The organism is Prosthecobacter gellanilyticus (assembly GCF_007992435.1).
Classification (GTDB): Bacteria; Verrucomicrobiota; Verrucomicrobiia; order Verrucomicrobiales; family Verrucomicrobiaceae; genus Prosthecobacter; species Prosthecobacter gellanilyticus.
On record NZ_BKAG01000090.1, the window covers coordinates 1 to 10,364 of the forward strand.

A 10,364-nucleotide genomic window follows, 5' to 3' on the forward strand; every position below is an offset into this window, starting at 1 on the left:
GGCGGTGGCAGTGACTTCCGAGTTCATTTTCCCCCGTGATGCATCCGGTCAGCAAAAGTTGGCGTTCTTCCGCCGCCGATCCCCTCAAGAGGTCGGCGCGAACGGAAACCTCCACTCTCCTGCCACCATGATGCCCGCACCGCCTGCCCCTCCAGTCTGGCACCGTCCCAGGACCGAGCTCGTCTCCCCCCACCTAACTAACAGTGAGGAAAACACGGCACCGCGAAACCTGGTGTGCTTCCCCCCTCTGCCAGCGCCGTCAGGCATCCCGGCTGCTCCCCGCCCCGTTTCACGTGCCACCCCGGCTGACGATCCTGAACGCCAGATCGATGTGGCGCTGCTGCGGCGCATCGCCCTCAGGGATGCCGGGGCCATGAGCCTCTTCTATGATCGTCACAGCGCCTGCCTCTACGGCCTGGCTTTGAAGATGCTGTGGGATGAGCAGGATGCCCAGGACGTGCTGCAGGACACCCTCGTCAGCCTTTGGAACAAGGCCGCCCGATACGACGCTGAACTCAGCAGCCCGCTCTCCTGGACCGTGGTCATGCTGAAGCACAAGGCCATCGACTGCATGCGCGGAAACGAACGCCGGCAAAAGAAGCTGCAGCGCTCAAGAACAGACTTTTGGTTCGCGGCAGATGTCGACCATCACTCCGCTGGCGAGCCTGCGCGTCGCGAGCTGAGACAGACCGTGCACAAAGCGCTGGACAATTTGCACCCCAGGCAGCGCCGCCTGCTTGACCTCGCCTTCTTCAGTGACCTGAGCCATGCGGAGATCGCCACCAGCCTGAACCTGCCGCTCGGCACGGTCAAAACGGTCATCCGGCGCAGCCTGATCGAGCTGCGCAACCAGCTGGAGGCTGCCGCCTGAAATGCACCCCGAACTCTCCAAAATCTGGAAGATGCGGCCTTTAGCCTTGTCGCAGACGTTCGCCTTGGTTAAAAGCCATGCAGATGTTCGTGACCGTGCGCTGTGCCCTGCCCCGAGACTCCTCACGGGAGTCGGGTGCCTGCTCGTTGCCTTTTGCCTCGCCCTCTTTTCCAGCATGAGTCTGGCCACGGACATCGCGGACGGATTTTCCGGCCCCACGGATGCAGAGCTGCTCCACCAGATGTCGTGTGGTGATGAAGCCGCGCTCGGCGTCTTTTACGAACGTCACGCCACCCTGCTCTTCTCCATCGCCATCAAGGTCGTGGGAGACATCCAGGAGGCCGAGGAGGTGCTGCAGGACGGCCTGCGGACGATCTGGGAACGCGCCGCAGTCTACAATCCATCTCTCGGACAGCCGCTGAGCTGGGCCGTCGTCATCACCCGGCACAAGGCCATCGACCGCCTCCGCGCCTGGAAACGCCGGAGTGATGGCATGGAGCGTCTGGCCCAGGAAGCCCTGACAGATCTGCCCGCTGATCCATCCGGCGCAGCTTCCAGCCACCCCTGTGAGGGGGCGGTGACCCGCCTGCATGGCGCCCTGGCCACCCTGCCCCGGGACCAGACAGCCGCCATTGAACTGGCCTTTTTCAACGGTATGTCCCAGACCGAAGTCGCAACTCACCTGGGAATACCGCTCGGCACCGTCAAAGCACGGATACGTCGTGGCATGATCACCCTGCGGGATGCCCTGGAGGACCAGTTATGATCTGTAAAACGCTTGAACAACTCGCGCTCGGAAATGCGCTCGGCACTCTTACTGCCGAGGAGCAGGCGCAGTTTGAGCGCCTCCTGGCCGCTTATCCCACCCAGAAGGCAGAGGCAGCCGCCTACATCGACACCGCCGCCATGATGGCCCTCGCGGCGAGCCCTCCCGTCGCCCCTCCGGCCCACCTGAAAGCGCGCGTGCTCGCCAATCTGCCGAAGCAGGACTGCTCCGACCCTCCTGCAAAGGGTACTGCGAGCCACACGAAAACCCTGAGCGCCTGGCTGAAGTCCCGCTATTTCGGTCTGCTGCGCCCCCTCCTGACCCTTCCTGATGACGTGAAGACGCAGCTCGAAGGAGCCGGCAAGGAGCCTGAATTCATCGATCCTGAGGAACTGCCCTGGAATCACACCGGCGTGCCGGGCCTGCGTAAAAAACTCCTCCGGGATGAGGAAACCCTGCGCATCGAGATCCTCCGCCTGGAGGCCGGAGCCAGCATTCCTGCCCATGATCACCCCGGCATGGAGGCTCTCTACGTCCTCTCCGGGCACCTCCAGACCCAGGGCCGCCTGCTCGCCCCCGGAGATTTCCTGCACTTCGCCCCCGGCACCCATCATGACGAGGCCTTCTCCATGGATGGCTGCCACGCACTGGCCATCCTTAGCAAGCCACCGCCTCCAGCCAAAGCTGCCAGGTTGCAGACGGCCTGACAAGGCTGATGACAAACCTCGAGGCACCTCTCTAGATTCACTCTTTTTGTTAGGTCATCCGCGTTCAAGCGCATGACCCGAGGCGCCTGAAGCGGATTCAATGCGCGGGAAATAAGTAACCACGACTAATAATTGGTTATGCACTCGATGTGGTTTCATTCCCCGCTTGAGTCCCTGGCGGGTTGATTAACAAGCTGACGAGTTCGCATGCCATGGACCGCCCGCCATCGCATGGGAATAATATGTTATGCATTTTGAATCCAATACCTTCATGACAGCGCACCACTCGCTACAATGAAGTATTCGCATATGATGATCGCCTTCGTCGCGATAGTGGCTGCAAGTCGTCAAGCGCACGCTCACACGCTGCGCCCGGCATCCCTACCCAAGGATCAGGCGCTCGCCTTAGTCCTCAAATCGGTGGATGGAGACAGCCGCCTCGTGCCAGCCATCACAAAGCTGCAGGCAGCAGTTCAGGCCAGGCCTGATGACATCAAAGCCATGGAGCAACTGGCGCAGTTGTTCATCGCCCAGGCTCGGCTGACCTCAGATGAGACGCTTTATGTGCGCTCAGAACTCTGCGGTCAGCTTCTTGAGACGCAGAACTCGAACAACCCCACCGCCTTGCTGCTGCGCGGTCACTCGCTGCTGGCGATGCACCAGTTCCATGATGCGGAAGAAATCGCGGGCCGGCTGATCAAGATCCGCCAGGACATGCAGGACTATGCGCTGCTCGGAGATGCACTCATGGAGCAGGGCCAGCTTGAGGCCGCAGTGCCCGTGTATCAGTCCATGATCGATGCCAAGCCCTGCATGCCTAGCTACAGCCGCATCGCCCACATCCGCTGGCTGAAAGGTGATGTGGTGGGCGCGATCGAGATGGACGAGCAGGCCATTGCCTGCGCCAGCTATCGTGATCCTGAAGCTCTCGCGTGGGTCACGGCGCGGCTCGCCTTTTATCAATGGCAGAACGATGAGCTTGAACTGGCCATGCAGACCGCCACGCGGGCCACGCAAATCGTCCCCGAATACCCTCATGCATTGTTGGTGATTGGTCGCGTGTTGCTGGCCCAGGGCAAAGCTGTGGAAGCCGTTGCCTGCTTGAAGAAAGCTGCTGCCACACTGCCACTGCCCGAGGTGCAGTGGGCGCTCGCTGATGCGCTTCATCTCGCGGGGCAGGACGATGAGGCCGCGATTGTCCTGGTGTCATTGAAGCAGCAGGGAGCCAAGGCAGATCCACGCTCCTTTGCGCTGCATCTCGCCACGCGGGGCGTTGAGCTGGATCAGGCTTTGGACCTGGCAAAAGCGGAGGTCATGACGCGGCGTGATGTTTTTTCCTGGGATGCACTGGCCTGGGCACAACATGCCGCTGGAGAACCTGAAGCAGCGCTCATCAGCACGCGCCGCGCGCTGGCTGAGGGCACTCGTGATGCACGGCTTTTCCTCCACGCAGGCATCATCGCGAAAGCTGCCGGAGAGCCCTCCCTGGCCGCTGAGCAGCTTGGCAAAGCGCAGCAGATGCGCCGCCAGCTCCTGCCATCGGAGCAGAGGCTGCTCGACGAAAGCACCGCCAACTGAACCCATTTCCACTGTCCCGAAACTCAAGAAAAAAACATGAAAAAACAACCAAACTTATTGTTAGCGGCCATGCTTCTGGCATCCCTCCTGCCACCGAGCAGCCGGGCATCCAGTCACATGGATGCACCGCTGATCACCCTCGATCCGGCGGCAAACACGACGGACGTTTACGCCTTCGTCACCACAAAGAATCTCACCAAATACCTCACGGTGGCTCTTTCGGTCTATCCGCATGAGGAGCCTGGCGTGGGACCCAATCGCTACAACTTTGACGACCGTGTGCTCTACCGCATCCACGTCGCCACCGGAGCCAGCCTGCCTACAGCAGCCAAGCCCAAGCCCACGGCTCCGCCCACCGCGACGTTTGAGTTCAGCTTCCGTAACACTTTCAAGACACGATCCACGATTGCGGAGTCCTACATCGGCCAGATTGGCAGCGTCAATGACGAGGCGCAAAACCTCACTCAACATTATACCGTGAGGCGCATCGGCCCAGGCACCGCGACCACCACGCTGTTCCCAGATGCCATCGTGCCACCGAATAATCAGGGCCTGGTGACGCCACTCTACAATCAGAACGACGACGGTGAAAACCGCGCCAAGGAAGGCGTGGCCAGCCACGCGGCACTCGATACTTACACGAAGTCCGCCATCTTCACGAGTCCCCTCGGCTACCAGGTCTTCGCGGGTCAGCGTGATGATGGATTCTACGCCGATGTGCAGAGCATCTTCGACCTCGACTTCGGCTTCGCCGGGGCCAACAAGCCCTTTGACAGCCAGGGCGGGTACAATGTCCACACCATCGTGCTGAACATCCCCATCGAAGAACTCGGTGGCGATCAGCAAGTGGCTGGCGTGTGGGCCACCACCTGCCGCCGCTCCACGACCACGTTGCGCCCCACAGGTGGCGCCATCACCGGTGGTTGGGTCCAGGTCGGTCGTCAGGGCAATCCATTGTTCTGCGAGGCCGTCGTCCCCATTGTGGACAAGGATTTGTACAACCGCGGTCCCATCGCCAATGATCCGCTGCGCTTCAACAAATACGCGCTCGCTCCCGAACTTGCCACGCTGCTCGGCGCTCAGATGGACCGCCGGACCAATCGCACCGATCTCGCGGGCATCTTCATCCCGGACATCATCAAGGTGGATCTCTCGACCTCAGCGGCGCGTCTCGCCGGTGGCACCCAGTCCAATGCAGTTGCGGATGACAGTGGTTTCCATCGCCTCGGTATCTTTGGCGGAGACACGCTCATCAGCAACATCCAGACCGGCTTTGGCGGCGGAACCGTTCCTGGGGGCTGGCCGAATGGCCGCCGCTTCGGAGATGACGTGCTCGATATCGCAGTCATCGCGATCCTCAGTGATCTGCGCACCAGCCCGCCGATGATTTTTGGCAGCCCCACTACAGACATCGACCGCGTGACCGGGAATGACATCGGCTACAACAAAGTCTTCCCCTATGCCGCCACACCGCTGAACGGCCGCAATCGCCAGCACGACTAATGGACCCCTAATCAAATATTTGTCATGATCACTACCAAACCTTCCCGCGTGCTGAGCCTGGCGCTCACCGCACTGCTGCCGCTCACCGGCCATGCCTCCAGTCACATGGATGCCCCGCTCATCACACTCGATCCGGCGGCGAATACGACGGACGTTTACGCCTTCGTCTCCACGCACAATTCGGTCAAATACCTCACCGTCGCTCTCGCGGTTTATCCGCATGAGGAGCCCGGCGTGGGACCGAACCGATACAACTTTGACGACAATGTGCTCTACCGCATCCGCGTCGCCACGGGAGCCAGCCTGCCCACCGCCGCGATCCCCAAGCCGAAGGCCGTCCCCACCGCGACGTATGAGTTCAGCTTCAAAACAACCTACAAGAACAAGAACACCATCGCGCAGTCTTATCTCGGCGTGATCAACACGGTGGACGATGCTTCTCAGAATCTGACACAGAAGTATTCGGTGAAGAAAATTGGTTCTGACAATAAAGCCACCATGCTTTTTGTTAACGCGGTCGTGCCGCCCAATAACCAGGGCCTCACCACACCTCTCTATAATCAGGGCAACAGCGGTGAAAATGCTGCCAGGGAAGGCGTGGCCATGGCCGCCGGTCTCGACACCTACACCGCCGCCAGTGTCTATACCAACCTTGCAGGCTACCAAGTCTTCGCGGGTCAGCGTGATGATGGCTTTTACGCGGATGTGCAGAGCATCTTCGACCTCGACTTCAGCTTCGCCGGGGCCAACAAGCCCTTCGACAGCCAGGCTGGGTTCAACGTCCACACCATCGTCTTGAACATTCCGGTCACCGAACTCGGGGGTGACCAGAAAATCGCCGGTGTTTGGGCAGAGACCTGCAGGCAGACCACCACGGTGCTGAAGGACTCGGCGGCTGACACTCGCGCGGGCACATTCGTCCAGGTCGGTCGTCAGGGGAACCCCCTCTTTTGTGAGGCACTGCTCCCAGGACTCGTGAAGGACGCCTACAATCGCTCCCCCGTTGCCGAAGACGTCATGCGCTTCAAACAATACGCGACCGCTCCCGAGCTGGCCACCATCCTCGGTGCCCAGCCTGATCGTCGCGTGAACCGCACGGACATTGCAGGCATCTTCATCCCTGACATCATCAAGGTCGACCTGTCCACCGCCCCCGCCAGACTCGCAGGCGGCAGCAATGTCGGGGCCGCTCCATCAGACGCAGGCTTTCACCGGCTCGGCATCTTCGGGGGTGATACCCTGACCAGCACGGTCCAGGCAGGCTTTGGGGGTGGCACCGTTCCTGGCGGCTGGCCGAATGGCCGCCGCTTCGGGGACGACGTGGTGGATATCGCCGTCATCGCCCTCCTCAGCGACCTGCGCACCAGCCCGCCCATGATCTTTGGCAGTCCCGCCACAGACATCGACCGCGTGACCGGCAATGACATCGGCTACAACAAAGTCTTCCCCTATGCCGCCACGCCGCTGAACGGCCGTAATCATCAGCACGACTGAACAGTCACCCGTGATCATTGACAGGTCGGCAGCCCCAATTGCGTCCGCGCATTGGGGCTGCCGATTTTTAGGGGTTTCCGCGGCTAGAAGGACGTCCCGCGGAGAGGGTCAGCTCTCGAGGTGTACGCCATCAAGTGCCCCCTCCCCGGCTGGGCGTCAGGGGCTTGGCGGGAAGACTTTCTCCGATTTTGTGAAAAACCCCGTTCTGACAGCGTAGGTTTCTCCAGCCTTACTGTCACCCTCCCCATGGCATCCCCCCTTCGTCATACCCTTCTGCTCGGTTCTGCCCTCCTGTCTGTGGCAGGGCAAAGCTTCGCGAACCCGCCTGCCGCCGCCCCGGCTCCAGCTCCCGCCGCCGCTCCTGCGGCGGTCGCAGCTGCACCCGCGCCAGCACCGGCACCGGCCGCCCACACGGGCGTGGATTTCGCCAAGGTGCAGGCCGTGCTCGAGTCCAAATGCCTGGAGTGCCACAACCCGAACAAGGTGAAGGGTGACCTGCTCATGCATACCGCCGAGGCCATCCTCAAGGGCGGTGAAGGCGGCGCAGGCCTCGTCCCCGGCAAACCTGACGAGAGCAGCATCATCAAGCGTGTCGTTCTTGCCGCGGATCACGATGACATCATGCCCCCTAAAGGTGGCCCTCTCGCGGCGGATGAGATCGCCCTGCTGAAGCAGTGGATCGCCGAAGGTGCCAAATGGCCCCAGGGCGTCGCGCTCCGCTTCAAGTCCCCCGAAGAGCAGAAGGCTCTCGCGGCACTGAATGAAAAACTGCCTGCGCTGACCAAGGTGGAGATCTTCCCGGACAAGTACTCCCTCGAAACGAAGCGCGACTTCCATCGCGTGGTCGTCCTCGCCACCTTCAATGATGCCACCACCCGTGACGTCACCCGCTTCTCCAACCTCCATGTGGCCGACGGCAAGGTCGCCGCTCTGGATGGCGATGTGCTGAAGCCGCTGGTGGATGCCGGTACGACCGAGCTCGTGGCCACCGTCGGCGGCCAGACTGTGAAGGCCGCTGTCGCCATCAAGGACGGCCTCAAGGACCGCCCCGTCTCCTATCATCTCGACGTCATGCCTATCTGGCTTCGCGGTGGTTGTAACCAGGGCGGCTGCCATGGCGCTGCCCGCGGTAAGGATGGCTTCCGCCTCAGCCTCTTCGGCATGGATCCCGATGGTGACTACATGCGCCTCACTCGTGAGATGGTGGGCCGCCGTGTGAACCTGGCCATCCCTGAGGAAAGCACGCTCGTCGAAAAAGCCGTCGGTTCCGTGCCGCACTCTGGCAACCAGTGCTACGAGCCTGAGTCTGAGTACAACAAGACCGTGCTCGAGTGGATCAGCAACGGCGCGCAGAACGACCAGCCCGGTTATGCGAAAGTCACTGGCATCGAGGTCTTCCCAAAACAGATCGTCCTCGAAGGCGCTGGCAACACCCAGCAGATGACCGTCCGCGCCACCTACTCCGATGGCACCGACCGCGACGTGACGAAGCTCGCGCTCTACATGTCCAACAACGATCCCTCCGCCAGCGTCGACAAGCAGGCCCTCGTGACCAGCGGTGAGCGTGGTGTGGCCTTCGTGCTGGCTCGTTTCGATGTTTACAGCGTCACCTCCCAGGTGCTCGTCATTCCTGCCAAGCTCCAGTATGAGCGTCCGAAGCTCGCCGAGGCGAACTACATCGACCAGCATGTCGATGAGAACCTCCACAAGCTGCGCATCCTCCCCAGCGGCATCTGCACGGACGAGGAATATGTCCGCCGCGCTTACATCGACGTCATCGGCATGTATCCGCCACCTGCGGACATCCGCAGCTTCCTCGCCGATCAGAACCCGAAGAAGCGTGAAGCGCTGATCGACACCCTCACCCAGCGCAAGGAGTTCACCGAACTCTGGGTCATGAAGTGGGCCGAGCTCCTGCAGATCCGCTCTGCCATCAACAACAACCAGCCGCCCTTCTACAAGAACGCCCTTCTCTACTACAACTGGATCGCCGACCGCATCGGCAAGAACATCCCGCTGGATGAGATCGTGAAGGAACTTGTGGGTTCCACCGGCGGCACCGTGTCCACCCCGGCCGTGAACTTCTACCAGACGGAAGTCGACCAGCTCAAGCTCACGGAAAACGTCGCCCAGGTGTTCATGGGCATGCGCATCCAGTGCGCCCAGTGCCATAACCATCCCTTCGACCGCTGGACCATGGATGACTACTACGGCTTCAAGGCCTTCTTCAGCCAGATCGGCCGCAAGCAGACGGATGACCCGCAGGAAGTCATCATCTACAACAGCAAGGGTGGTGAGTCCCGCCACTTCCTCACCAATGCCGTGATGAAGCCCAAATTCCTCGGTGGTGAAACCCCTGAGCTCAAGCCCGGCGAAGACCGCCGCAAAGTGCTCGCCGAGTGGATCGCCTCTCCGAAGAACCCCTTCTTTGCCCGCAACATCTCGAACATCGTCTGGGCCCACTTCTTCGGTGTCGGCATCGTCGATCCGGTGGATGACGTGCGCGTCTCCAATCCTCCTTCCAATCCTGAGCTGCTCAGCGCCCTGGCCCAGAACCTCACGGACTACAAATACGACTTCCGCCGCTTCGTGAAGGACATCTGCACCTCCATGACCTACCAGCGCAGCACGAAGGTCAACGAGACCAACGCCAGCGACAAAAAGAACTTCTCCCACGCCCTCGTCCGTCGTGTGCGCGCCGAGATCCTGCTGGACGCCATCTCCCAGATCACTGACACGCCTAACAAATTCCAGGGTCTTCCCATCGGTGCCCGCGCCGTGCAGATCGCTGACGGCGCTGTGAGCAACTACTTCCTCACCACCTTCGGCCGTGCCAAGCGTGAGTCCGTCTGCTCCTGCGAGGTGAAGATGGAGCCCACCCTCTCCCAGGCCCTCCACCTCATGAACGGTGATGCCGTCAATGACCGCATCAAGCAGGGCAAGGTCGTGGCCACCATGGTCAAGGACAAGAAGACCGACCGCGAGATCACCGAGGACCTCTACCTTCGCGTCTTCGGCCGCCTGCCGAACGATAAGGAGTGGACCACCATCCAGCAGACCCTCGCCAATTCCGCCGATCAGCGCCAGCAAGCCCTCGAAGACGTCTTCTGGGCCCTCATGAACTCCAAGGAGTTCTACTTCAACCACTGATCATCCAAAGACAATCACTCACCAAGAAGAGCGGGCCCAACAGCCCGCTCTTTTTTGTTAGGCGCCGAAGTCGCGAAGCGTCCCGGAGTGCGGTGGCAGAGATGCAAGGGCACCCTTGCATCGTCGACACCGCTAGCGTGCGCACCTCACGTCTTCGAGAATCAAAGCATCCTCTGCGCACAAAATCAGCATCGCGCCGACCATCCTCCATTCCTCCATTCCTCCATTCCTCCATTCCTCCATTCCTCCATTCCTCCATTCCTCCATTCCTCCATTCCTCCATTCCTCCATTCCT

General features: G+C 61.0%; 7 protein-coding genes. All 7 read left to right on the plus strand.

Annotated elements, in window-relative coordinates; all coding sequences use genetic code 11:
- Positions 1-871, plus strand: an 871-nt coding sequence (locus tag BGE01nite_RS28050) for a sigma-70 family RNA polymerase sigma factor (RefSeq protein WP_218033123.1), incomplete at its 5' end; no start/stop codon positions are given.
- Between the two features lie 175 nt (positions 872-1,046).
- A complete protein-coding gene (locus BGE01nite_RS28055) occupies positions 1,047-1,637 on the plus strand; it encodes a sigma-70 family RNA polymerase sigma factor (RefSeq protein WP_170267130.1) in 591 nt (196 codons plus the stop codon).
- Complete coding sequence (locus BGE01nite_RS28060; protein ID WP_146856146.1) at positions 1,634-2,344, plus strand: cupin domain-containing protein; 711 nt, start codon at positions 1,634-1,636, stop codon at positions 2,342-2,344. Before BGE01nite_RS28055 ends, BGE01nite_RS28060 begins: the two co-directional genes overlap by 4 nt.
- A 441-nt stretch (positions 2,345-2,785) precedes the next feature.
- Positions 2,786-3,922 carry a tetratricopeptide repeat protein gene (locus BGE01nite_RS28065; protein WP_218033124.1) on the plus strand — a complete coding sequence of 379 codons (1,137 nt, stop codon included), beginning with the start codon at positions 2,786-2,788 and terminating at the stop codon, positions 3,920-3,922.
- A gap of 69 nt (positions 3,923-3,991) precedes the next feature.
- Positions 3,992-5,425: a DUF4331 domain-containing protein gene (locus BGE01nite_RS28070; RefSeq protein WP_170267132.1), complete on the plus strand. Its 1,434-nt coding sequence runs from the start codon at positions 3,992-3,994 to the stop codon at positions 5,423-5,425.
- Between the two features lie 24 nt (positions 5,426-5,449).
- On the plus strand, positions 5,450-6,919 hold the full coding sequence (locus BGE01nite_RS28075) for a DUF4331 domain-containing protein (protein WP_146856152.1): 1,470 nt from the start codon (positions 5,450-5,452) through the stop codon (positions 6,917-6,919).
- A gap of 246 nt (positions 6,920-7,165) precedes the next feature.
- Positions 7,166-10,069, plus strand: coding sequence for a DUF1549 domain-containing protein (locus BGE01nite_RS28080; protein WP_146856154.1), 2,904 nt, complete (start codon positions 7,166-7,168; stop codon positions 10,067-10,069).
- Positions 10,070-10,364 lie beyond the last annotated feature (295 nt).